Source organism: Cryobacterium sp. W22_MBD10_FK3 (assembly GCF_052113745.1).
Classification (GTDB): domain Bacteria; phylum Actinomycetota; class Actinomycetes; order Actinomycetales; family Microbacteriaceae; genus Cryobacterium.
The window spans coordinates 222319-242261 of record NZ_JBGQOH010000002.1 but is presented as its reverse complement, the minus strand read 5'-3'; the positions used below and the strand labels follow the sequence as shown (position 1 = coordinate 242261).

Genomic DNA, 19943 nt, shown 5'->3' with positions numbered 1-19943 from the left:
CTTTCGATGGGTTGCATGCCGATTCCCCGGACGCCCGCCGTCGCCCGCACGCTGCTCCGAGACGATGTCTACGGGCGGTTGCGAGACGCCATCGTGGACGGCACCTTCGCGCCGGGTGAGCAGCTGCGGGACACCGACCTCGCGACCTGGCTCGGCGTCAGCCGCACACCGGTGCGTGAGGCACTGTTGAGGCTGACCCAGGCGGGTCTGGTCGTCAGCCGTCCCGGCCGCTCGACCAGTGTGAGCCCAGTCGACCTCTCCGCCGTGCGAGACGCCCGCGGCGTCGTGGCCGCCCTGCACGAGCTCGCCGTTCGGGAGTCCGTGCCGCACCTGACCGAGGGTGACATCAGCACGATGCGCGAGGCCAACCGGCGCTTCGGGCTCGCCATCGAATGGGGCGATGTCGAAGCCGCGATCCGTGCCGACGACGAGTTGCACGCCGTTCCGGTGCGGGCGTCGGGAAACCGTGCGCTCGCGGCGGTCCTCGACCAGTTCACCCCGATGGTGCGACGTGCCGAACGACTGCGCTTCTCGTCGCTCGACGGTCGAAGGTCCTTCGCCCGGCACGACGAGTTGATCCAGCTGTGCCGGTCGATGGACGCCGACGGGGCCGCCATGGTCGCCTTCGACACCTGGCACAGCCTCCCGAGCGTCCCGGCCGACGGTTCAGTCGGTTCCGGCACCCGGTCATCCGGTCTCGACACGTCCGACGCGGCTCCCCCGGGGTGACACCGGCGCGGGCGGGCGCTGTTTCAGCACGGCCGATCTCGTGTGTCGGGCATATTTCCGAACCCCGGAACGGCGCAGGAACGAGTTCACTAGGGTGACAGATACGACCTCGAACCGGCCCGGAATCCACTCGTTCGAGGTGCCCTGCAAAGCCGATCGACACCCGAGGAGATGCGATGTACGACCTGGTCATCCGCTCGGCTCGTGTGCTGACCGGGCACGGGTCAGAGTCGGTTTTCACGCCGGCAGCTGTCGCGATCGCCGACGGCGTCATCCGGGCCGTCACCGAGGTGGATGCACCCCTGGCGACCCGACGCGACCTCACCCTGCCGGCCGGTCAGGTGCTGCAGCCCGGTGTCGTCGACACCCACGTGCACGTCAACGAACCCGGCCGCACCGACTGGGAGGGCTTTGCTAGCGCCACCCGCGCCGCCGCCGCCGGCGGGGTCACCACGATCATCGACATGCCGCTGAACAGCATCCCGCCCACGGTCACGGTCGCCGCCCTGGAGTTGAAGCGCCAGGCGGCCGCGCCCCAGGCCATGGTCAATGTGGGCTTCTGGGGCGGCGCGGTGCCGGGCAACCTCGGTTCGCTCGAGCCGTTGCATCACGCCGGCGTCTTCGGTTTCAAGGCCTTCCTCTCCCCCTCCGGCGTCGACGAGTTCCCGCACCTGTCCCCGGCCGAGCTCGAGACCGCAGCCACGGAGATCGCCGGCTTCGGCGGCCTGCTCATCGTGCACGCCGAGGACCCTGCGGTGCTGGAAAGCGCCCAGAACGCGGGCGGGACCGGCTACCGGGACTTCGTCGCCAGCCGGCCGGATGCGGCCGAGGACGCCGCGATCGCCCGGGTGATCGACGTGGTGCGGCGCACCGGCGTGCGCGCCCACATCCTGCACCTCTCCTCCGCGCTGGTGCTGCCGAGGCTGGCCGCCGCCCGCGCCGAGGGCCTGCCGATCACCGTGGAGACCTGCCCGCACTACCTCAGCTTCGCCGCCGAGGCCATCGCCGACGGCGCCACGGCTTTCAAGTGCTGCCCGCCGATCCGCAACGAGGCCAACCGCGACCTGCTCTGGCAGGGCCTGGTCGACGGCGTCATCGATGTCATCGCCTCTGACCACTCGCCGGCCACCCGGGAACTCAAGCTCGGCCACGGCGGCGACTTCGGCCTGGCCTGGGGCGGCATCTCCGGCCTGCAGCTGAGCCTGCCCGCCGTGTGGACGGCCGCCAGGGCCCGCGGGCTCGCGCTCGAGCAGGTGCTGCACTGGATGTGCGGCGCCACGGCCGACTTCGCCGGACTGCCCGCCGGGGCCATCACCGTCGGCGCGGCTGCCGACCTGGTGGCGTTCGCTCCCGACGAGGCCTTCACCGTGAACGTCGACACCCTGCGGCACAAGAACCGGGTCAGCGCCTTCGACGGTGCCACCCTGTTCGGCCGGGTGCACAGCACCTGGCTGGCCGGCGAGCTGATCTACGACGACGCCGACGACGCCGCATCCGGTCGGCCGCCTGCCGGTCGTCTGCGCAGCGCTGCTAATGACAGCGCTCGCCAATGACAGCGCCCGCCACTGACACCGCCCGCCACTGACACCGCCCGCTGACCACACCTTTCTTGCACACACGGCATCGTACGAACCAGAAGGAGCACCCATGTCGATAGTTCTCGGACCCAACCGCTACGGCAAGGCGGAGAACCGCATCGTGCGCATCTACCGCGACACTCCTCGCCACGAGATCCACGACATCAGCGTCTCCACGGCCCTGCACGGCGACTTCGCCGACGCCCACCTGGCCGGCGACCAGCTGCAGGTGCTGCCCACCGACACCCAGAAGCAGACCGCGTACTCCTTCGCCAAGGAGAAGGGCCTGCTCTCGATCGAAAGCTACGGCCTCGACCTGGCCAGCCACTTCGTCGACCACATCACGTCGGTCGCCGGCTCCCGCGTGGAGATCGAGGAGTTCGCCTGGGAGCGCGTGGTCGTGGACGGCACCGAGCACGACCACACCTGGGTGCGCCGCGGCCAGGAGGTGCGCACCGCGGCGATCTCGGTGGAGGGCACCGGCGCCGACCAGCAGATCTGGGTGGTCGGCGGTCTGAAAGACCTGATCCTGCTAAAATCCACCGGGTCGGAGTTCTCCGGTTTCATGCAGGACCCGTACACGCTTCTGCAGCCCACCACCGACAGGGTGATGGCCACCTCCCTCACCGCCGGCTGGCGCTTCACCGATCACACCGACGTCGACTGGGAAGCCACCTACGCCGGCATCTCCGCGTTGCTGAAGACCCAGTTCGCCGTGGTGCACTCCCTCGCCCTGCAGCAGACCCTCTACAAGATGGGCGAGGCCGTGCTCGAGGCATATCCGAACATCGCCGAGATCCGGCTGTCCGCGCCCAACAAGCATCACTTCCTCTACGACCTCTCACCGTTCGGTGTGGAGAACAACAACGAGGTCTACCACGCCGCCGACCGGCCATACGGGCTCATCCAGGCCACCGTCATGCACGACGACGCCACGGATGCCGGCCCCGCCTGGGACTCCTACACCGGGCTGGTCTGACATGACGCACACTCTCGACGGCGCCGGCTCGCCGGCCTCCGGCTCGCTCGGCCACGTCTACCTCGGCCATGTCTTCCACGTCGCCGGCTCGCCCAGCCTCGCCGAGGCGCCCGCGCACCTGGTCTCGCTGCCGCAGGGCGCGCTGGTCACCGCGCCAGACGGCACCATCGCCTGGGTCGGCCACGCCGACCAGCTGCCCGCCGGTTTCGGCTCCCTGCCGGTCACCGACACCCGGGGCGGCTTCATCCTGCCCGGCTTCGTCGACACCCACGCGCACTTTCCGCAGACCTACTCCACGGATGCCTACGGCGGCGGCCAGCTGCTCGAATGGCTGGACAACTGCGTGTTCCCGGCCGAGACCCGGCTGCAGAACGACGACTTCGCGGCCGCGATCGCCCGCGACTTCACCCGACGGCGCACGGCGGCAGGCACCACGAGTGCCCTGGTGTTCGGCTCGGCCTTCCCGCACGCCCAGGACGCCCTGTTCACCGAGTCCGAACGAGCCGGCCTCCGTCTGGTCAGCGGTCGCGGCATCCAGACGGTCGGACCCGACTCGGCCAGCGCACTGGTGACCTCGGAGAGCCGGGCGCTCGACCTGGTCAGCGACGAGATCTCCCGTTGGCACGCCCGCGACACCGGCGACTCGCGCACGGCGCTGCTGCAGGTGGCCGTCGTGCCCAGGTTCAGCCTCTCGGTGACGCCGCACACCCTCGCGGCGCTCGGCGAGCTCTATGACGGGGTACGCGGCGACGGCGTCTACTTCCACAGCCACCTCAACGAGAACAACCGTCCGGAGACCGGCGAGGTCGACGTGGTGAAGGCGATCTACCAGGTCGACACCTACCTCGACACCTACGACGGCCGGTTCCTGCCCGGTTCGACCGTGGGTGGGTCGAGCCTGCTCGGCCGGCGCAGCATCCTCGCGCATGCCGTGCACTGCGAAGACGTCGAACTGGCCCGGCTGGCCGAGACCGGCTCCTCGATCGCGCACTGCCCCACGTCGCAGCAGTTCCTCGGCTCCGGCACCATGCCGTGGACCCGCACCACCGGCTTCGGTGTGAACGTGGCGCTGGGCTCCGACATCGGCGCGGGCGACGAATGGCTGATGAGCCGGGTGCTGAACGACTGCTTCAAGGTGCACCTGTCCGAACCCGGTGATGCCGGCCTGTCGATCAGCCCGGCCGAGCTGCTCTTCACCGCCACCCTGGCCGGCGCCCGCGCGCTGGACATGGAGGAGCGCTACGGCAACCTCGATGTGGGCAAGGATGCCGACTTCCTGCTGATCGAGCCAGACAAGTGGGAGCCGCTCGCGGCGGTGCTGGCCAACGGCATCCGCGCCGACGACGAGGCGATGGCCACCGACCAGACCCTGTTCGCCCTGCTGATGGCCCTTCGCCAGCCGGCCATCACCGGCGTCTTCGTGCGCGGCCGCCGGGTCACCGCGCCCTAGTCCGGCTCCAGGAGGCCCGCACCCAACTGTTGCCCGTGCGGACAACTGCACCCGGCACACCGGGTGCAGTTGTCCGGATTGGCAACAGTCGGCCGGACGGGCCGTTGGGAACGGGTCTGCGAGCAGCCACGTGTTGCCCGGGCGGACTGGTGCACCCGGCGCACCGGGTGTGAGTCGATGCGGGTCATGCGGTCAGCCTTCCAGAGGGCCGCGGGCCGGCAGAGGGCTGCGGGCCGGCCTGCAACAGCCGCTCGGACGCGGCGAAACCCGCACGCTCGTAGGCGGTGACGGCGTCGGGGCTCGAGTGCACGGTGACCCGTTCCAGTCCCAGGTCGCCAGCCCGACCGAGGACGGACCGAAGGATCCGCCCGCCGATGCCCGAGTTCCGCTCGGCCGGAACGACGTAGACGCACTGCACATCGCCGGATGCCCGCTCCGGCGCCCGCGGGCTCGGAACCCTGGGCACTACCGCCAACCAGGCCATGCCGATCACGGTGTCGCCGCGCCGGGCCACCGTGCAGTGGTGCGACCCGGCGTTGGCGGCGGCCCAGGCGATGAACAGCGCAGTGAACTCTTCATGGCCGACCACGGGTGCGTCGCCGTTCTCGGTCAGCCACGCCCAGCGCAGGTCGGCGACCGCGCCGTAATCCCCCGGCTCAGCGACCCGGATGCTGACCTCGGCTGTTCGTCGGGCGTTCGGCGCGCTCTCCTGCACATCGTTCATGGCTTCATTCTGGCGGAGGAGTCCTCTCGCCCGCTGTCGTGGGCGCCCACCGGCAGACCGGCGCCCACCGGCATACTGGGAGCCATGACCGTTTCGGGCTCCGCCGCCGCCACCGCCGCCACCGCACCGCCGTTCTTCCCCGACCTGGTACCCGAACTCCTGGTGGAGGATCTCTCCGCCAGCATGGGCTTCTGGGTGGCGCTCTGCGGCTTCGAGGTGCTCTACGACCGGCCGCAGGAGGGCTTCGCCTACCTGCACTCGGGAACGGCGCACCTGATGCTCGAAGAGGTCGGCGCCGGACGCAACTGGGTTGCCGGCGCCCTGGAGCGCCCGCTGGGCCGCGGCATCAACTTCCAGATCATGGTGCCGGCCATCAACGAGCTGCTCGGCCGCCTCGCCGCTGCCGACTGGCCCCTCTTCATGGCGGCCGAAGAGAAGTGGTACGACACCGGTGACACCAGGGCCGGCGTCGCCCAGTTCCTGGTGCAGGATCCGGACGGCTACCTGGTGCGGTTCTCCTCGCGGCTCGGTGGCCCGGCCTGAGCAGACCGTGATCGTTCCGGAGTATTCTCACCCACATGTGCGGACGATTTGCGATGAACGAAGACGTCGACGACCTCATCCGGGACTTCGTCGCGGCCGGCGGCCGGGCCGGTGACTGGCGGCCCAGCTACAGCATCGCCCCGACCGACCCGGCGCCGATCGTGCGCGAGTGGCAACCGACGGATGCCGAGTCCCCCACTCGCGAGGTGACCCTGGCCAAGTGGGACTGGCCCCAGCCGGCCGGGCAGCCCCGGCGTGGACCGATCATCAACGCCCGCATGGAGAAGCTCGACCAGAGGTTCTGGGTGGGCGCGTTCTCCAACGCCCGCTGCATCGTGCCGATGCTCGGCTACTACGAGTGGACCGGCGAGAAGGGCGACAAGCAGCCGCACTTCATCCACGGCGACGGCCTGCTCGCGGCCGCCGGGGTGAGCTGGGCCACGAAGGAGGCGGACGGTGAATGGTCACGCGTGTTCGCCGTGGTCACCAGGGAGGCCCGCGACGCGTCCGGCGACGTGCACGACCGGATGCCCGCCTTCCTGGAACCGGACTCCTGGGCCACCTGGCTGAACCCACAGTCGATCACCGCTGAGAACCCGGCGGAGTCGGCGGCGAACCGGGCCACCCTGATCGAGATGCTGGACCGGACGTCGACCGCTGTCGCGGCCACCCTGCACACCCGCGCGGTGGACCGCCGGGTCAACAGCGTGCGGGCGATCGACCCGCAAGATTCCACCCTGGTCGATCCCGTCGAGACGTAGCCGACGGTGACGGTGACCACAGCCGCCGCCGACCAGGAGAGCACCGACACCGTCGCCTGGTTGCTCGAGGGTGATCCGGCGATCCGCTGGCAGGCCCTGCGTGACCTGACCGACGCATCCGCCGCGGAGGTCACCGCCGAACGGGCTCTCGTGGCCACGAGCGGATGGGGCGCCCGACTGCTGGAGCTGCAGGACCCGGACGGACTCTGGGCCGGCGCGCTCTACAGCCCCAAGTGGACCTCGACCACCTACACACTGTTGCTGCTGCATTGGCTGGGCCTGCCGCGGGGCAACGAGCAGGCGCTGGCCGGGTGCCGTCGTCTCTGGGACGGCGCGAGGTTCTACGACGGCGGGCTCAACCTCGCTCGCACGATCCGAGAGCCGGAAACCTGCATCACCGGCATGCTGGTGCTGCTCGGCGCCGGCTTCGGCCTGCCCGAGGACAGGCTCGATCCCACCGTCGACTGGCTGCTCGGGCAGCAGCTTCCCGATGGCGGCTGGAACTGCGAGGCCATTCGCTCCGGCTCCAGGCACGGGTCCTTCAACACCTCCGTGACCGTCCTGGATGCGCTCCTCACCTACGAGCGCGCGGGCGGTTCCCGTCCGGTAGGTGACGCGATGCGGGCCGGGCGGGACTTCTTCCTCCGGCACCGGCTGTACCGCTCGCACCGAACGGGCGACGTCGTCGATCCCGCCTTCATCCGGTTCCCCTTTCCCCCGCAGTGGCATTTCGACATCCTCCGCGGCCTCGAGCTCTTCAGTGCCGTCGACGCAGCCCGTGACGCGAGGCTGGTGGATGCCGTCGGTGCCGTCACAGCGGCCAGGCGTCCCGACGGTCGTTGGCCGGGGCACCGGCCGCACCCTGGCCGGTACTGGTTCCGGCTGGAGCCAAGCGGTCCCAGCCGATGGGCGACGTTGCGGGCGCTGCGGGTTCTGAACTGGTGGACCAGCAGCTGAGGAAGACCGCTAGGTTGAGCAGCACACCCGGTGATCCTGCCCGAGACACGATCACCCACACGGAAGGCACCTCATGCCCGCGAACTTCTCCGCCCGCGTCATCCTCTGGATCGGCATCGGCATGATCGTGGCCAGTGCGCTCATCCAGGTCGGCCGGGATTTCCTGTACCGGTTCGTCGATGCCGACTCGCTGCAGGATGCTGCCAACAGCTGGTGGTTCGAATCGTTCGGTGTGGCCCTGGTGCTGCTCGTGCCCCTTGGCACGTTGATGATCGCGGCGTTCTTCGTGGCCCGGCAGATCGAGCGGGGTACGGATGCCGCCGCGCAGACTGGTCTGAACGTCACAGCCGCCGGGGTGTTCTGGGCGGCTGTCGTCCTCACGCTGCTCGGCCTGCTGATCGGCGGGTCGCTGGAAAGCTGGATGGGGACCCTCGTCGCGCAGGGACGGCCGAGCATCGCCCTGGATGCCCTCTATGTCGTGGTCAGTCCGCTGCGCAACGTCGTGGTGCCGCTGGGCCTGGCCTTGCTCCCCGCCTCGGTGCTGATGAAGAAGCTCGAGACCCGCAGCCGGGCCGACGCCGTCGCACCGGCAGCGTCGGAGTAGGGCGATTCAGCTGCCGCGGCCCGGTTCAGCTGCCGCGGTAGGTGGAGTACGCGAACGGGCTGAGCAGCAGCGGCACGTGGTAGTGCGCCGATTCGTCGGCCAGCTCGAAGAGGATGGTGACATACGGGTAGAACGTGGCCTGGTCACGAGCGGCATAGTAGCTGCCGGTGTCGAAGGTAATGCGGTACCGGCCGGCCGGCACACTCGCTGGGCCGAGGTCGGCCACCCGGCCGTCGGCATCCGTGTGCGCCGTCGCCAGTTCTCGCCAGCCGCCGGGCAGATCCTGCTCCAAAACCACGCCGACGGCTGCCGCGGGGCTGCCTGATCCGGCGTCGAGCACATGGGTGGTGATGTGGCTGCGCGGGCTCATCGCGTCTCGCCTGTCGGCGTGACTGCATCGGGGGCTGGGGTTTGCTGCACCGAGTCATCCTGCCACTGCAGGGCGAGAACCCCCAAACGCAGCAGCGCGATGTCGCGCAATTCCGACCCGACGATGGCGGCCTCGCTGTCGTCGTCGAGGGTGAGCCGGCGCTCTAGTTCGGTGAGGATCTCCCGGCGGCTGCGGCCGGCGGCGCGGATCAGGAACACCCTGTCGAATCGGTCCTCGTAGGCCCGGTTGCCGTCGGCGATGGCCGCCGCGAGGTCGGCGTCGTCGGCATCGACGGAGGCCTGTTCGGCCCGGGAGAAGCCCGCGGCGCGCGAGGCGCCCTGCGGTGTCTCGCCGATCCGCGGATGCTCCGCCATGGCCTCGTCGATCTCGCTCCGCGGCAGCGGCGTCGCGGCCGCCCTGGCCGCGTCGATGAGGGCGGCGGCCGAGACGAACGGCGCCTGGCCCGCGACCTCGTCGGCCCATCGGGGCACAGCCAGGCAGGCCAGGAGTGCGGTGCGCAGGTCGTCGCCGACGGGAATCGTGTTCATGGGTCCTTCCAAGGGGAGCGTGGTTGGCCGCTGCCCCTACGATGACAGGCATGCACTCCAGAGACACGCCCCGGGTGGCCGGCCTGGTCCTGGCCGCCGGCGCGGGCAGCCGGTACGGCATGCCGAAGGCGCTGGTCGTCGATGCCTCCGGCGAGCCCTGGCTGGTGCGCGCCGCCCTGGCCCTGGAGGCCGGCGGCTGCGATCCGGTGCTGGTGGTGCTCGGGGCGGGCGGCGCCGAGGCCGAGCGCCTGCTGCGCGCCTCCGCCGACAGGTTCCAGCGCCCGGGCCGGCTGCGGGTGGTGCATGCCGACGAGTGGGCGGCGGGGCTCTCGGCGTCCCTGGCCGCCGGACTGGCCGCGCTGCAGCAGATCGACAACGCCTGTGCCGTGGCCCTGGTGCCGGTGGATGTGCCCGACCTCACCGCCGCCACCGTGCGCCGACTGGTCGCCGGGGCCTCGCCGGGCACCCTCAGGCAGGCGCACTTCGGCGGCCGGCCCGGGCATCCGGTGGTCATCGGCCGCGAACACTGGGAGCCGTTGCGGGTTGGCCTGGACGGCGACACCGGCGCGCGCCCGTACCTGGTGGCGCACGACGTGACCGCGGTGCCCTGCGACGATCTGGGCACCGGCCGGGATGTGGACAGGCCGGCCGCGGAGTAGTCCGCGCCGAGCGCGGAACGGATCGCTCTCACCAGGGGGCTTCTAGTTCCTCGAGGTCTTCGTAGATGCTGGTGATCGCCGCGATCCGGGTGCGGCTTTCCCGCACCTGCGCGCCCATCGCCCCGGTGGCGAGCAGGTTCACCAGGCTCATGGCCGTGGCATAGCTGTCGAACGCCGACACCGAGTCCACCGGGCACTCGAGCCAGTGCGTGGCCTGGTCGGAATACTTGCGCGCCGACGAATCGGCGATGAGCACCAGCGGAACCTCCCGGCGCCGGATGGCCGCGACGATGTCGCCGAAGCCGGCGACCCGGCGGCGGAAACCCATCAGCACCACCACGTCGCGCGGGCCGAGGCCGGCCAGCTCTTCACCGAGCGACTGGCCGGGCAGCGGAGCGAGGCGCACGTGGTCACGCGCCTGCACCAGCTGCTGGCGCAGGTGCAGGGCGAGCGGGTAGCTATTGCGCAGCCCCACGATCACCACCTTGCCGGCGGACTGCACCAGCCGGGCGGCGGCATCCAACCGGCCGTCTTCGAGGGTGACCAGCAGTCGGCGCAGGTTCTCGTGTTCGGCCTCGGCGTGGGCGGCGAGCCGCGATGGGGTGCCAGCGGATGCGCCGGGGCCGCCGAGCGGGGCGCCCAGGCTGCGGAGGGCCCTGGCGTGCTCGCGCACCTCGGCCGAGTCCTGAAAGCCGAGCCGCCGGAACAGCCTGGAGACGGTGGCCTTGGAGACACCGCTGAGCCGGGCCAGCTCCGACGCGTTGTACACGGCGAGGTCGCTCATGTGGTCGAGGATGAAGTCCGCGGCCCGCTGTTCCTGCGGCGAGAGTTCGCCGTAGCGCCCGTCGATGCGCTGCCCGATGTTAAGGGTCATGCCGGAGCCTCGTCGCCGTGGGTGTCGGCCAGGGCGAGCACCGCGGCCTCGAAGGCGTCCAGCGCCTGGGCAACGTCGGCCTCGGTGACCGACTCGTCGGGGTGGTGGCTGACGCCGCCGGCGCAGCGCACGAAGAGCATGCCGATCTCGGTGAGGTGCGCCACGGCCATGGCGTCGTGGCCGGCCATCGAGAGCAGCTCGAGAGGTGCGGGCCCGGCCGCGGGTGCGCCGTCGGCGCGCGTGCCCGCAGCGCCGATGCCCGCGGCGATCACGCCGCGCAACCTGTCGCTGCAGTGCGCCGCCGGGGCCGTGTGGGTCTGGTCCACCGCCACGTGCAGCCCGCGGGTGGCGCAGATTTCCTCGAGCAGGGCCTCGATCTGTTGCCAGGCCATGTCGCGGTCGGTGTCGAACCGGCCGCGCAGGTCGAGGCTGAATTCGGCCCGGCCGGCGATCACGTTGACCGCATCCGGGAACACCGCGAGGTGCCCGACCGTGGCGATCAGATCGGCGTCCCTGGCGAGGCGCTCGATGGCCACGATGGCTTCGCTGGCCCCGGCGAGGGCGTCACGGCGGTGGGTCCACGGGGTGCCGGAGTGGCCGGCCTTGCCGGTGATGGTGATCTGGAAGCGCCGGGCGCCCGCGATGGACGAGACGATGCCGAGCGGCTGGTCGTTTTCTTCGAGCACCGGGCCCTGTTCGATGTGGGCCTCCAGGTAGCCGACGAAGTCGTTGGAGGTGCGGGCGGCCGAGGTGATCGCCGCCGGGTCGAGGCCGAAGGCCAGGAACGCGGCGCGCAGGGTCGTGCCGGCCTCGTCGGTGAGCTCCCACCAGGCATCCAGCCAGGTGCCGGCCAGCGCGCGGCTGCCCAGCAGCGCGGTGCCGAACCTGGTGCCCTCCTCGTCGCCGAAGGCCACGACCTCGAGGGCGAACGGCAGGCGGCGACCGCCGGCGTTGATGCGCTCGACCACGGCGATGGCGCCGAGCACCCCGAGGATGCCGTCGTATCGTCCGGCCGAGGGCACGGTGTCCAGGTGCGAGCCCAAGAGCAGCGCGGGCAGGCCGGGGGTGGCCCCCTCGAGGCGGCCGCACTGGTTGCCGGCGGCGTCCTGCCAGGTGTTCATGCCGGCGCCCCGCATCCACCCGGCCGCCAGGGCGTTCACGGCGGCGTGCTGCGGCGAGAGGTAGACCCGCTCGATCAGGCCGTCGGGCAGGCTGGTGTGGGTGGCCAGTTCGTCGCAGCGCCCCAGCACGGTGGCGGCGCTGGTGTTCGCCAGGTCAGGCATCCTGGTAGACCTCGTAGGCGGCGCCGACACCGCCGCCGCCGGTGACGCTCGCTCCGGCCCGCCGCAGCACCTGCTCGAGCGCGGCGAGGGTGGTCAGCACGGTGTCCTTGCGGGCGTTGTAGCCCATGGTGCCGATGCGCCACACCTTGCCGTGCAAGGGGCCGAACGAGGTGCCGATCTCGATGCCGAAGTCGTTCAGCAGCTCGCTGCGCACGGCGTCCCCGGTCACCCCGTCGGGGATGTGCACGGCAACGACGTTGTTCATCCGGTGCTCCGGGTCGCCGAACACCCTGAGCCCGAGGCCCTGCACGCCGGCGAGCATCGCGGCGCCGTGCAGCCGGTGCCGTTCCACGGCTTGGTCCATGCCCTCGTCCACGAGCAGCCGGGCGCATTCGCGGGCGCCGTAGAGCATGGTGGTGGCTTCGGTGTGGTGGTTGAGCCGTTTGGGACCCCAGTAGTCGAAGATCATCGAGAGGTCGAAGTAGTTGGAGCGGATCGGCTGCGGGTTCACGGCGTCGCCGGCCTCCCTGATGCCCGCTTCGATGCTCTTGCGGGCGTTGATCACCTCCACAGCGCGGGGCGAGAACGTGGCCGGCGCCGAACCGGATGGGCCGCCCAGGCACTTCTGCAGGCCGGCGGTCACGGCGTCCAGACCCCAGGCATCCGCCTCGAAGGTATTGCCGGCCAGCGACGCGGTGACGTCGGTGTAGAACAGCACGCCGTGTCTGGCGCAGATCTCGCCGAGCTCGTCGAGCGGCTGGGCCACTGTGGTGGAGGTGTCGCCGTGCACGACGGCCAGCAGCGCGGGCTTGATCTCGCGGATGGCCTGTTCGATCTGGGCGGGGGTGAACACGGTGCCCCACTCGACCTCTCGCACGTGCACCTCGGCGCCGGCGCGCTCGGCGATCTCCCGCAGCAGGTGGCCGAACCGGCCGAAGATGGGCACCAGAACGCGGTCGCCGGGGCTGATCAGCGATACCAGGGCGGCCTCGATGCCGGCCCGGGAGGTTCCGTCGATGAGCAGGGTCTGCTCGTTCGCGGTCTTGAAGACACCGCGGTAGAGCGCCATGGTCTCGTTCATGTACGCCGTCATCGACGGGTCGTACTGGCCAACGAGCTGGGCAGACATGGCGCGCAGCACGCGCGGGTCGGCGTTCACCGGGCCTGGGCCCATCAACAGACGCGACGGCGGATTGATCGGAAGACTGGAAATGACTGTTTCACCCCTCGACGATTCTGAACCATCTGTTTCAGATGCCCAGTTTACGCAACAGGTGTTTCAGTTGTGTTTCGTCGGCTTCACCAGTTCGTTCGGTGCCCGGCGAACGTCGCTCCGACGTCGATCAGGGCCAGATCGCTGTGGCGTGGCCCCACCAGGCAGAGTCCCAGCGGCGCTCCCCCGATCTCGAACAGCGGCACCGACAGGGCCGGGTAGCCGCCGATCCCGGCCAGGCAGGTCATCGACAGCGTCGCCGCGCGGGTCGCGTCGATCGCCGCCGGATTGGCGTGCCGCGGCGGTGCCGTCGACGACGCCGACGGCAGCAGCAGGATCCGGCCGTCCAGCACGGCGTCCAGCCTCGTGCGGGCGGCGGCCAGCGCGCGTCTCGCCGCGGCTTCCTCCTCGGCCGTCACCGCGGCGGCGGCCTCGAACCGGCTCGCCACCGCGGCCCCGAGCGCGCCCGGATGCTCGCGCACCCACGCTCCGTTCGCCCGCCAGGCTTCGGCGGCCTGCACCGTGCGAAAGATCGCCAGCGCCTCGGCGAGGTCGCCGACGTCGACGAGGTCGGGCGGGGCCAGCAGTCCGGCCCGGGTGAGCGTGTCGAGGCCGTCGACGAAGGCCGCCTGCACGTCGTCGTCAGCGGCGAAGATCAGCGCCGTCGAGACGGCGAACCGGGTGGGCGCAGCCACCTGGGTGGCGGGGTCGACGGATGCGGCCGCGGCGGCGCGCAGCACGCCGGGCGTGCGCGTGAGCCAGCCCACGGTGTCGAACGAGGGGGCCAGCGGCAGCAGCCCGGTGCGGTCGACGGCGCCGTGCGTGCTGCGCAGTCCCCAGAGGCCCTGGTACGAGGCGGGCACCCGGATCGACCCCGCGGTGTCGGTGGCCAGGCCGATGCTGGCCTGGCCGAGGGCCACGGCGGCGGCCGGTCCGCTCGAGGAACCGCCGGGCAGGGCGCCGGGCACCCGCACATTGGGCGGGGTGCCGTAGTGCGGGTTGTCGCCGGCGATGCTGTACGCGAATTCGTCGGTCTGGGCGATGCCGCGCACGCTCGCGCCGGCGCCCAGCAGCGCCGCGACGGCCGGAGCGGTCTCGGTGGCGGGCCGGGCTTCACGCAGATAGGCCGGGTTGCCGGCGCCCACGGTGAAGCCGGCGAGGTCGTAGAGGTCCTTCACGGCGATGGTCTCGCCGAGCAGCGACGGTGTGCCGGCACCGGCGGCAGGGCCAGGGTCGGCCGGCTCTGCTGCCACCAACGGGTTGCCCACCAGCCGCCACACCGACGGGCTGATGGCGGCGGGCGGTGCGGCCACCTGGGCCACCTCCACCTGCCAGGTGCCCGTGTCGGAGAGCGCCCAGAGCTGGGTCACCAGGCCGGCGCCGCCGGCATCCGGGGCGTTCACCGACACGATCAGGGCGTGCCCGGGGTCGATGACCCGCACGTGCAGCGCGCGGATGCCCCTGGCCACGGTGCCGCTGCGGGCGCCGCGGAAGCCGCTGATCGCGTCGTGGCCCACCAGGAGACCTGCGGCGTCGCCGCGCAGGGTGTGCCGACCGGGCGCGAAGTAGGCGTCGAGCGCGGCGAGGTCGTTCGTGGCCAGCGCGTTCTCGTAGCCGGCGAATGCGGCGAGCAGCCCGGCGGGCAGCTCACCGGTCAGCGTGGTGGGCGTCGGCACGGCCAGCGGCTCAGGCATTGAAATCCGCCACCCGGATGCGGGCGTGCACACCGGTGACGAGGTCGACCACCTGCGAGATGTTGAAGTCGGTGGCCGCGCTCAGGTAGGCGTAGGCGAGAGTGCGGTCCATGCCGTAGCGCGCCGCGAGCAGGTCGATGGCGGCGCGCACGCACTTGCGCACGGCTTCGTCGAGGTCGGCGTCCATGCCGGTGGGCACCAGGAACTCCGTCGTCTCGGCAAGCGGCCCGGCCAGCTCGCCGAACGCCGCGACGGCGTCGGCCTGGCTCACCACCTCGAACCGGATGGTCACCCGCAGCGACGCTTCCATGGCCGTGAGCGCCACCTCCCCGTCGCCCTGCGCGAAGTGCGGGTCGCCCACGTAGGCCAGCGCGCCGTCGACCTGCACCGGCAGGTACAGGGCGGAGCCAACCGTGAGCAGGTTGATGTCGATGTTGCCGCCGTGCGCGCCGGGCGGCACGGAGTGCGGGCGGGTGTCTCCCGCGACCGCGACGCCCATGATGCCCAGGAACGGCTTGAGCGGAAAGTGCACGCTGCGCGGGCCGCCCGGCACCAGCGGCAGGGTGCCGACCTGGCCGGCGGCGCTGTCTCCAGGCACGGTGTCTTCCAGCGCGGCGAAGACGCTCACGCTGCCCTCACCGAGCGGGTACTCGCCGGGCAGGGCGCCGCGACCGTGCCGGTTGGAGATCACGCCGTACGGCACCCGCGGGGTGGCCTCGAGCACGGTCAGCTTGAGCAGGTCGCCCGGCCGGGCGCCGCGCACGTGGATCGGGCCGGTGACCAGGTGCGGCCCGTCGGTCTTGGGGTCGCGCGGGTTCTCGGACGCGGCCAGCAGCACGGCGTCGTCGAGCACGTCTGAGCGCGCCACGCCGTGGCCGGCGAAGAAGGCCACCGGGTCGCGGCCCTGGTCCTCGAGCACACCCTCGTGGCTGATCGTATCGATGGTCACCTCGGTGCCGGGGTCGATCACGAGAGCCGGCAGATCCGTGGCGCAGGGCAGCCGGCCCCAGAGCACAGTGGCCGGGGTGGCGGGCAGATAGTGCGCGGCACGGATGGGCCCGGTGCCGGGCTGCAGGATGTCGAATGGCATGGGCGCGCCTTGTCGGATCGTGGATCGGGAACCGTACGCGGCGATGGCCGGCACGGCCCGCGCATCCCCGTTGGTCGAGAGTAGCGCCAGTTTTGTGCCCGGCCCGACAGCCACTACCGTGACAATTCCGAGCCGATAGGACCGCCAGTGCCCTCCACTCCCGTCATCCACCGCCTGCGCAGCCAGCCCGACAACCTGCACCTCGGGTTGATGCTGGCCCTCACCTTCTCCACCGGCGTGGCGGATGCGGTGGGCTACCTCGGCCTCGACAAGGTGTTCACCGGCAACATGACCGGCAACGTCGTCATCCTGGGCATGGCTATCGCCGGTGCCGACGACCTGCCCGTCGTCGGCCCCCTCATCGCCCTGTTCACCTTCATGGTCGGTGCCGCGATCGGTGGCCGGGTGCTGCGCCACGTGAAGTTCGGCTGGACCACCGAGGCCACTGTGCTGTTCGGGTCGGTCGGCGTGGTGATGGCCGCGCTGTCGATCTTCCTCTTCGCGGTGGGGGGCACCCCGCCGGTGCCGTTCGACCTGATCGTGACCGGGCTGCTGGCCGCCGTGATGGGCCTGCAGGCCGCTGTGGCCCGCCACATTGCGGTGAAAGACGTCACCACCGTGGTCGTCACCTCCACCATCACCGGTTTCGCCGCGGATTCCCGCTTCGGCGGCGCCAAGAACCAGCCCTGGTTCCGTCGCCTCGCCGCCATCGTGCTGATTCTGGCCGGCGCCGGCGTCGGCGCCCTGCTGCTGATGGTGCACATCGGCTGGGGCATCGCCCTCACCGCGGTCATCACCCTCGCCGTCACGGCCATCGGCCACGCCGCCGGCCGCCCGCACCACGCCCCGGTGCCGCAGGTCTGAGCCGATCGTTAGTGGCCGGACTGCGTGGGGCGTGGCGCCAGGGCGCTTACCGGGCGGCAGCGGTGAGTGCGAAGACCACCCCGAGCATGACCAGGGCGAGCACCGGGAAGAGCCAGTGGGTGACCGTCACCGCGAGGCTGCGGGTGCGCCCACCGCCGGCCGGGGCGGTCGAACTCGGATCGGTGATCCGGTCATCATCGCCGGAGCGTCGAGGATCAAGCGTGACCACCACCGAGATGAGCAGCATGACGACCGAGCTGCCGATCAGCCACGGCACGGGGTCCAGGGCCAACCACGCCTCGGCCGGCGTCTGCGGTGCTACGACTCCGGCGAAGAAGCCGGACAGACTGCAGACGACCACCAGGATGATCAGGATCCAGGGGCGCCGGATGGCCGCGGCGAGATAGAGCGGCATGAAGGCCGCGAGCACCACGGGCGTGCCGACGAGTGCCACCTGGGCGGGTGAGACCAGCAGGAGCTCCTCCCCTGCCCACGCCGTGGCTGCCTGGGCGAAGAGCAGGAACGCGAGCAGGCTGGCGAGCATCGGCCAGAGTGCGGCGCGCACCCACTGGCCGGCGGGCGCGTGCGGCAGTTCGAGCGAAGCGGCGTAGACGCGAGCCGGCCCGAAAGCCTCTTCGGCGCTCTGCCCGGTGTCGGCGAGCAACTCGCGCGCGCTGGCAACGGTGTCGCCGATCGCACTCCCGTGGACCTGCCGCAGGCGAAGCTCCACCATCACATCGTCGAACCACTTCTTGTCGGTAGCCGGGGTGCGGATCATTCGAGCGTCTCCTTCGTGGACCGTTCGGGGTCGAGATAGCGGATGCTGGTGTCGGCGAAGCGCTGCCAGTGCGTGCTGAGGCGTGCGAGTTCGGCGCGACCGTGGTCGGTGAGGGCGAAGTACTTGCGCCCTGGCCCACCATCGCCGGCCCGCCACTCTGTGGCCACGAGCCCGGCGACCTCGTACCGGGTGAGAAGCGGATACAGGGTTCCGCCCTTGATCGCGCCGAATCCGTGCTGCTCGAGGTCGCCGATGATCGCGTACCCGTAGGAGGGTCCGGCCGCCAGCGCGCGCAAAGCCAGGAAGCCCAGCGTCGCCCGCAGCCAGTCGCTCGGCCAATCGGCGCCTTCCGGGGACGGCGGGTCGGAACTCGATACGTTCATGACTACACAGTCTCTCTAAGTAGTGAGACTGTCAAGGGCTAGGCCGGGCAGGACTCCAGCACGGCCGTCAGCGCGGCGCGGTCCTCCGGCGTGACGCCGAGGTCGTAGGCGACGAACACCGGCACCAGTTTGTCGACGTACCAGCACTGCAGGGTGGTGTCGGTGGGCAGGTCGTCCCAGACCACTCGCTGGCCCAGGTCATGCCGGTCCGACACGTCGGGGTAGAACCCGGGCAGCCATTCGCTCGGCAGCGAGTCCGACTTGGATGAGTTCTCGGTACCCTTCACCGCCAGCAGGTTGACCGGATCGTTGGCCAGCGCCTCGCGCTTCTCGGCCGGCCAGGCCTCTCCCCCGGTGGCGTACACGGCCTTGAGCGGCAGCAGGTGGTCGATCTGCACGTCGGCCGAGGTGTCCTGCCCCCGCACAAAATCGATGGTCTCGCCCGTGTACGGGTCGGTGAGGATGCCCGTGTAGACGCGGCAGGTCGCCGAGTCGACGTCGGTGTCGACGAGGTCCCGGGTCAGGATGTCGTTGCGGGTATCGCAGCCGTTCTGATCGAAATCGTAGGCCCAGGCGTCCCCGAACAGCTCCTCACGGTTGCCGGCGTAACTGCCGTCGTCGGTGTACACGGCGTCGGGCAATGCGGCGACCAACACGAGCGCCTCGGCGCTGGAGAGCCCGGTGGCCGGCACGACGGGCCCGGCCACGGGCGGCGTGCCCTCGGCGGGTTGGGCGGTGGGCTGGGAGCCGGGCTGGGCGCCCGGCCATTCCCCGGGCGAACTGCCGGAGAAGTAGTTGACGCCGGCCACCGTCGCCGCGGCCAGGATCACGATCAGCAGGAGCACCGGATGCCGCTTCCGGGTGGATCTGGATCGATAGGGCTGGCGGCGGGTCATGCTGAAGGGCTCATCTTTTGTGTCTCACGATCTCCCCATCCTGTCATGTGGTGGTGGCAGGAAAGGCCCGGGCGTGTGAGGCTTAACCGGTGCCGAAGATCGAGGAATCCACCCGAATCCGAGAGGCGGTCGCCCTGGACCGTCCCTGGGTGACCGTGGTTTGGGACGACCCGGTGAACCTGATGTCCTATGTCGCCTACGTGTTCCGGAGCTACTTCGGCGTCACGGCGGCCGAGGCCGAGCGCCTCATGCTGCAGGTGCACAACAACGGCCGGGCCATCGTGGCCACGGGCGACCGGGAGTCGATGGAACGGCACGTCGAGGCCATGCACGGCTATGGGCTCTGGGCCACCCTGGACCGCGCCGAAGAATGAGGGCCGAAGAATGAGTGCCGACGCATGATGGAATTCCGCAAGGACGAATCCGGCACGGTCTCGGCGATGTTCGAGCCCATCGAGGTCGACCTGCTCCGCAACGTCGCCTCGCAGTTGCTGCAGCTGTTGGGCGCCGTCGACACCGACGACGCGGTCATGCTCGCCCAACCCGCGATCCGCCGCCTGCTGCCGGATGCCTACCCGGACGACCCGGAGGCCGCCGCCGAGTTCCGCCGCTTCACGGCCGACGGGCTGCTCGAGGGCAAGCTCGCCAACGCCACTGCGGTGCTCGGCGCTCTCGGCGACGACGAGCGGGACACCTCGGGCGAGCCTGCCGGTTTCTCGGCGCAGGATTCGGTGCACGACCCGTTGCCGGTGCCGATTGTGCTCGACGAGCAGCAGGTGCAGTCCTGGCTCCGCACCCTCACCGACCTGCGCCTGGTCCTGGCCGATCGCCTGAACGTCGACCCCCAGGGCAGACCGCACCTCGACGACGAGGAGTCGCACGTGGTCAACGAGATCTACAACTGGCTCGGCATGGTGCAGGAGTCGCTGGTCTACGCGATCGACATCTAGCCGACAGCGCGACCGCG

The 19943-nt window shown here is 70.8% G+C and carries 23 protein-coding genes; 12 read left to right on the top strand and 11 right to left on the bottom strand.

Features of this window, described 5'->3' with window-relative positions; genetic code table 11:
• The first annotated feature begins 15 nt into the window (after positions 1-15).
• From ACEN2M_RS04080 to ACEN2M_RS04065, 4 genes are all read left to right on the top strand, one after another.
• Entirely contained in the window at positions 16-729 is a 714-nt protein-coding gene (locus ACEN2M_RS04080; RefSeq protein ID WP_441646855.1) for a GntR family transcriptional regulator, read from the top strand.
• 176 nt (positions 730-905) lie between these two features.
• The gene (gene allB / locus ACEN2M_RS04075; protein ID WP_441646854.1) at positions 906-2282 is read left to right on the top strand and encodes an allantoinase AllB; all 1377 of its coding nucleotides are present in this window, start codon (positions 906-908) and stop codon (positions 2280-2282) included.
• Positions 2283-2376: 94 nt separating this feature from the next.
• The gene (pucL, locus tag ACEN2M_RS04070; protein WP_441646853.1) at positions 2377-3285 is read left to right on the top strand and encodes a factor-independent urate hydroxylase; all 909 of its coding nucleotides are present in this window, start codon (positions 2377-2379) and stop codon (positions 3283-3285) included.
• A gap of 1 nt (position 3286) precedes the next feature.
• Positions 3287-4735 carry an amidohydrolase family protein gene (locus ACEN2M_RS04065; protein ID WP_441646852.1) on the top strand — a complete coding sequence of 483 codons (1449 nt, stop codon included), beginning with the start codon at positions 3287-3289 and terminating at the stop codon, positions 4733-4735.
• Positions 4736-4919: 184 nt separating this feature from the next.
• Here the strand turns inward: ACEN2M_RS04065 and ACEN2M_RS04060 are convergent, their stop codons facing one another.
• Positions 4920-5459 (bottom strand): GNAT family N-acetyltransferase, encoded by a 540-nt coding sequence (locus ACEN2M_RS04060; RefSeq protein ID WP_441646851.1) that lies wholly within the window; start codon positions 5457-5459, stop codon positions 4920-4922.
• An 84-nt stretch (positions 5460-5543) separates the two neighbouring features.
• Here ACEN2M_RS04060 and ACEN2M_RS04055 point away from each other — a divergent pair, with 84 nt between their 5' ends.
• From ACEN2M_RS04055 to ACEN2M_RS04040, 4 genes are all read left to right on the top strand, one after another.
• Entirely contained in the window at positions 5544-6002 is a 459-nt protein-coding gene (locus ACEN2M_RS04055; RefSeq protein ID WP_441646850.1) for a bleomycin resistance protein, read from the top strand.
• A gap of 35 nt (positions 6003-6037) precedes the next feature.
• Positions 6038-6763, top strand: a complete 726-nt coding sequence (locus ACEN2M_RS04050) for an SOS response-associated peptidase (RefSeq protein ID WP_441646849.1) — start codon at positions 6038-6040, stop codon at positions 6761-6763.
• A 6-nt stretch (positions 6764-6769) separates the two neighbouring features.
• The gene (locus tag ACEN2M_RS04045) at positions 6770-7720 is read left to right on the top strand and encodes a hypothetical protein (protein WP_441646848.1); all 951 of its coding nucleotides are present in this window, start codon (positions 6770-6772) and stop codon (positions 7718-7720) included.
• 73 nt (positions 7721-7793) lie between these two features.
• Positions 7794-8324, top strand: coding sequence for a hypothetical protein (locus ACEN2M_RS04040; RefSeq protein WP_441646847.1), 531 nt, complete (start codon positions 7794-7796; stop codon positions 8322-8324).
• A gap of 25 nt (positions 8325-8349) precedes the next feature.
• Here the strand turns inward: ACEN2M_RS04040 and uraH are convergent, their stop codons facing one another.
• Positions 8350-8694, bottom strand: coding sequence for a hydroxyisourate hydrolase (uraH, locus tag ACEN2M_RS04035; protein WP_441646846.1), 345 nt, complete (start codon positions 8692-8694; stop codon positions 8350-8352).
• A complete protein-coding gene (gene uraD, locus ACEN2M_RS04030) occupies positions 8691-9242 on the bottom strand; it encodes a 2-oxo-4-hydroxy-4-carboxy-5-ureidoimidazoline decarboxylase (RefSeq protein WP_441646845.1) in 552 nt (183 codons plus the stop codon). The genes uraH and uraD overlap by 4 nt, the downstream gene beginning before the upstream one ends.
• Positions 9243-9292: 50 nt before the next feature.
• Here uraD and ACEN2M_RS04025 point away from each other — a divergent pair, with 50 nt between their 5' ends.
• A complete protein-coding gene (locus ACEN2M_RS04025; protein ID WP_441646844.1) occupies positions 9293-9901 on the top strand; it encodes a nucleotidyltransferase family protein in 609 nt (202 codons plus the stop codon).
• 28 nt (positions 9902-9929) lie between these two features.
• On the opposite strand, the gene ACEN2M_RS04020 is transcribed toward ACEN2M_RS04025, so the two are convergent.
• The 5 genes from ACEN2M_RS04020 to ACEN2M_RS04000 form a co-directional block, all read right to left on the bottom strand.
• Positions 9930-10775 (bottom strand): MurR/RpiR family transcriptional regulator, encoded by an 846-nt coding sequence (locus ACEN2M_RS04020; RefSeq protein ID WP_441646843.1) that lies wholly within the window; start codon positions 10773-10775, stop codon positions 9930-9932.
• Positions 10772-12058, bottom strand: coding sequence for an allantoate amidohydrolase (locus tag ACEN2M_RS04015; protein WP_441646842.1), 1287 nt, complete (start codon positions 12056-12058; stop codon positions 10772-10774). The genes ACEN2M_RS04020 and ACEN2M_RS04015 overlap by 4 nt, the downstream gene beginning before the upstream one ends.
• Complete coding sequence (locus ACEN2M_RS04010; protein ID WP_441646841.1) at positions 12051-13232, bottom strand: pyridoxal-phosphate-dependent aminotransferase family protein; 1182 nt, start codon at positions 13230-13232, stop codon at positions 12051-12053. Before ACEN2M_RS04010 ends, ACEN2M_RS04015 begins: the two co-directional genes overlap by 8 nt.
• A gap of 125 nt (positions 13233-13357) precedes the next feature.
• The gene (locus ACEN2M_RS04005) at positions 13358-14965 is read right to left on the bottom strand and encodes an AtzH-like domain-containing protein (RefSeq protein WP_441646840.1); all 1608 of its coding nucleotides are present in this window, start codon (positions 14963-14965) and stop codon (positions 13358-13360) included.
• Positions 14958-16055, bottom strand: coding sequence for an acetamidase/formamidase family protein (locus tag ACEN2M_RS04000; protein ID WP_441646839.1), 1098 nt, complete (start codon positions 16053-16055; stop codon positions 14958-14960). Before ACEN2M_RS04000 ends, ACEN2M_RS04005 begins: the two co-directional genes overlap by 8 nt.
• 147 nt (positions 16056-16202) lie before the next feature.
• Between ACEN2M_RS04000 and ACEN2M_RS03995 the strand changes: the two genes are divergently transcribed.
• Positions 16203-16919 carry a YoaK family protein gene (locus tag ACEN2M_RS03995; protein WP_441646838.1) on the top strand — a complete coding sequence of 239 codons (717 nt, stop codon included), beginning with the start codon at positions 16203-16205 and terminating at the stop codon, positions 16917-16919.
• Between the two features lie 46 nt (positions 16920-16965).
• Here the strand turns inward: ACEN2M_RS03995 and ACEN2M_RS03990 are convergent, their stop codons facing one another.
• The 3 genes from ACEN2M_RS03990 to ACEN2M_RS03980 are packed head-to-tail and all read right to left on the bottom strand — an operon-like array spanning position 16966 to position 18976.
• On the bottom strand, positions 16966-17697 hold the full coding sequence (locus tag ACEN2M_RS03990; protein ID WP_441646837.1) for a hypothetical protein: 732 nt from the start codon (positions 17695-17697) through the stop codon (positions 16966-16968).
• Complete coding sequence (locus tag ACEN2M_RS03985) at positions 17694-18080, bottom strand: PadR family transcriptional regulator (protein WP_441646836.1); 387 nt, start codon at positions 18078-18080, stop codon at positions 17694-17696. The genes ACEN2M_RS03990 and ACEN2M_RS03985 overlap by 4 nt, the downstream gene beginning before the upstream one ends.
• Before the next feature lie 38 nt (positions 18081-18118).
• Positions 18119-18976: an HNH endonuclease family protein gene (locus ACEN2M_RS03980; protein WP_441646835.1), complete on the bottom strand. Its 858-nt coding sequence runs from the start codon at positions 18974-18976 to the stop codon at positions 18119-18121.
• 89 nt (positions 18977-19065) lie between these two features.
• Between ACEN2M_RS03980 and clpS the strand changes: the two genes are divergently transcribed.
• A complete protein-coding gene (gene clpS, locus ACEN2M_RS03975) occupies positions 19066-19350 on the top strand; it encodes an ATP-dependent Clp protease adapter ClpS (protein ID WP_441646834.1) in 285 nt (94 codons plus the stop codon).
• Positions 19351-19374: 24 nt separating this feature from the next.
• The gene (locus tag ACEN2M_RS03970; protein WP_441646833.1) at positions 19375-19926 is read left to right on the top strand and encodes a DUF2017 domain-containing protein; all 552 of its coding nucleotides are present in this window, start codon (positions 19375-19377) and stop codon (positions 19924-19926) included.
• The last annotated feature ends 17 nt before the right edge of the window (positions 19927-19943 follow it).

Excerpts from the sequence above, each read along its gene's own strand:
- ACEN2M_RS04040 (WP_441646847.1), top strand. The coding sequence starts at position 7,794 with ATGCCCGCGAACTTCTCCGCCCGCGTCATCCTCTGGATCGGCATCGGC.
- ACEN2M_RS04020 (WP_441646843.1), bottom strand. The coding sequence starts at position 10,775 with ATGACCCTTAACATCGGGCAGCGCATCGACGGGCGCTACGGCGAACTC.
- ACEN2M_RS04060 (WP_441646851.1), bottom strand. The coding sequence starts at position 5,459 with ATGAACGATGTGCAGGAGAGCGCGCCGAACGCCCGACGAACAGCCGAG.
- ACEN2M_RS03990 (WP_441646837.1), bottom strand. The coding sequence starts at position 17,697 with ATGATCCGCACCCCGGCTACCGACAAGAAGTGGTTCGACGATGTGATG.
- ACEN2M_RS03980 (WP_441646835.1), bottom strand. The coding sequence starts at position 18,976 with ATGACCCGCCGCCAGCCCTATCGATCCAGATCCACCCGGAAGCGGCAT.
- ACEN2M_RS04055 (WP_441646850.1), top strand. The coding sequence starts at position 5,544 with ATGACCGTTTCGGGCTCCGCCGCCGCCACCGCCGCCACCGCACCGCCG.
- ACEN2M_RS04005 (WP_441646840.1), bottom strand. The coding sequence starts at position 14,965 with ATGCCTGAGCCGCTGGCCGTGCCGACGCCCACCACGCTGACCGGTGAG.
- allB (WP_441646854.1), top strand. The coding sequence starts at position 906 with ATGTACGACCTGGTCATCCGCTCGGCTCGTGTGCTGACCGGGCACGGG.
- ACEN2M_RS04025 (WP_441646844.1), top strand. The coding sequence starts at position 9,293 with ATGCACTCCAGAGACACGCCCCGGGTGGCCGGCCTGGTCCTGGCCGCC.
- pucL (WP_441646853.1), top strand. The coding sequence starts at position 2,377 with ATGTCGATAGTTCTCGGACCCAACCGCTACGGCAAGGCGGAGAACCGC.
- ACEN2M_RS03970 (WP_441646833.1), top strand. The coding sequence starts at position 19,375 with ATGATGGAATTCCGCAAGGACGAATCCGGCACGGTCTCGGCGATGTTC.
- ACEN2M_RS04050 (WP_441646849.1), top strand. The coding sequence starts at position 6,038 with ATGTGCGGACGATTTGCGATGAACGAAGACGTCGACGACCTCATCCGG.
- uraH (WP_441646846.1), bottom strand. The coding sequence starts at position 8,694 with ATGAGCCCGCGCAGCCACATCACCACCCATGTGCTCGACGCCGGATCA.
- ACEN2M_RS04010 (WP_441646841.1), bottom strand. The coding sequence starts at position 13,232 with ATGGGCCCAGGCCCGGTGAACGCCGACCCGCGCGTGCTGCGCGCCATG.
- ACEN2M_RS04015 (WP_441646842.1), bottom strand. The coding sequence starts at position 12,058 with ATGCCTGACCTGGCGAACACCAGCGCCGCCACCGTGCTGGGGCGCTGC.
- ACEN2M_RS03985 (WP_441646836.1), bottom strand. The coding sequence starts at position 18,080 with ATGAACGTATCGAGTTCCGACCCGCCGTCCCCGGAAGGCGCCGATTGG.
- uraD (WP_441646845.1), bottom strand. The coding sequence starts at position 9,242 with ATGAACACGATTCCCGTCGGCGACGACCTGCGCACCGCACTCCTGGCC.
- ACEN2M_RS04000 (WP_441646839.1), bottom strand. The coding sequence starts at position 16,055 with ATGCCATTCGACATCCTGCAGCCCGGCACCGGGCCCATCCGTGCCGCG.
- ACEN2M_RS04080 (WP_441646855.1), top strand. The coding sequence starts at position 16 with ATGCCGATTCCCCGGACGCCCGCCGTCGCCCGCACGCTGCTCCGAGAC.
- ACEN2M_RS04065 (WP_441646852.1), top strand. The coding sequence starts at position 3,287 with ATGACGCACACTCTCGACGGCGCCGGCTCGCCGGCCTCCGGCTCGCTC.